The sequence below is a fragment of the Cryobacterium sp. MLB-32 genome, from assembly GCF_000738085.1.
Taxonomy (GTDB): Bacteria; Actinomycetota; Actinomycetes; order Actinomycetales; family Microbacteriaceae; genus Cryobacterium.
The window spans coordinates 1-833 of sequence record NZ_JPRS01000546.1 but is presented as its reverse complement, the minus strand read 5'-3'; the positions used below and the strand labels follow the sequence as shown (position 1 = coordinate 833).

At 60.9% G+C, this 833-nt stretch carries 2 protein-coding genes; both read left to right on the top strand.

The features are described from left to right. Positions 1-226 precede the first annotated feature (226 nt). Entirely contained in the window at positions 227-562 is a 336-nt protein-coding gene (locus tag JF66_RS19875) for a hypothetical protein (RefSeq protein ID WP_035879219.1), read from the top strand. 11 nt (positions 563-573) lie between these two features. Next, positions 574-833, top strand: a 260-nt coding sequence (locus JF66_RS19870; RefSeq protein WP_035880616.1) for a hypothetical protein, incomplete at its 3' end; no start/stop codon positions are given.

The window sequence follows — 833 nt, the reverse complement described above, 5'->3', positions numbered from 1 at the left end:
ACGACCAAGCGGGCACCGCATCGGCCGCAGCTGACGGCGCCGATCAGTGCGTTACCCACCTGCGACGCACCCCCGATTGACGACTGTGAACAGAACAGGGTGGTGTAGATGCACTGCTGACCGATGGTTGGACATGTACAAAAAACTACGGCTCGCGTTACCCCTTATTAATATCAGTAGCCTATCCTGAGAACTCACCACACCTTGGGGGCTCTCGATGGCTGGCATGAAATTCGCAATGGGATCCGACGTTCTGTCGCATCTGACGAAAAAGACGAGTTCCTCGTCTGACGATCTTGGATCGCTGGTGAAGCAGCTGTTCGAGGCGGCGGCGCCGCTCGAGGGCCGGTTCAACGGCGCCGGTCGCGCCGCGTTCGACCGCTTCAAGAACGAGACGGATTCGATCTCGGCGGAGTTGAACGGTGCGCTGGGTTCGATCCTCACAGGGATCGCCGGGCAGGATCTCGCGTTCGGTCAGGCCGATCAGGAGCTGGCCGACCAGACGACGTCAGCACAATCCGGGGCGGGTTTCGACTCGGCACGGTTCGGTTCACGGGGATAGGGAACACTCTCATGGCTTCTAGTGGAAATGCGGCGGATCGTCGCGACTATGACATTGCCGCATCCCAGAATGCGCAGGACAACTTCAACGCGATCGCCGGGCGGCTCGAGGCGCTGATCGACCAGCGTGACGCCGACGTGAAGGCCATGATGGCCGACTACCAGGCCGACGGAGTGTCGGAGGAATACGCGTCGAAGGAAATCCGCTGGAACACCGTCGCCGGGCAGGTGAAGCAGATCATCACATCGCTGCGCTCCTCCCTCGCGAGCAA

Coding starts and splice junctions, on each gene's coding strand:
- JF66_RS19875 (WP_035879219.1), top strand. CDS start 227: ATGAAATTCGCAATGGGATCCGACGTTCTGTCGCATCTGACGAAAAAG.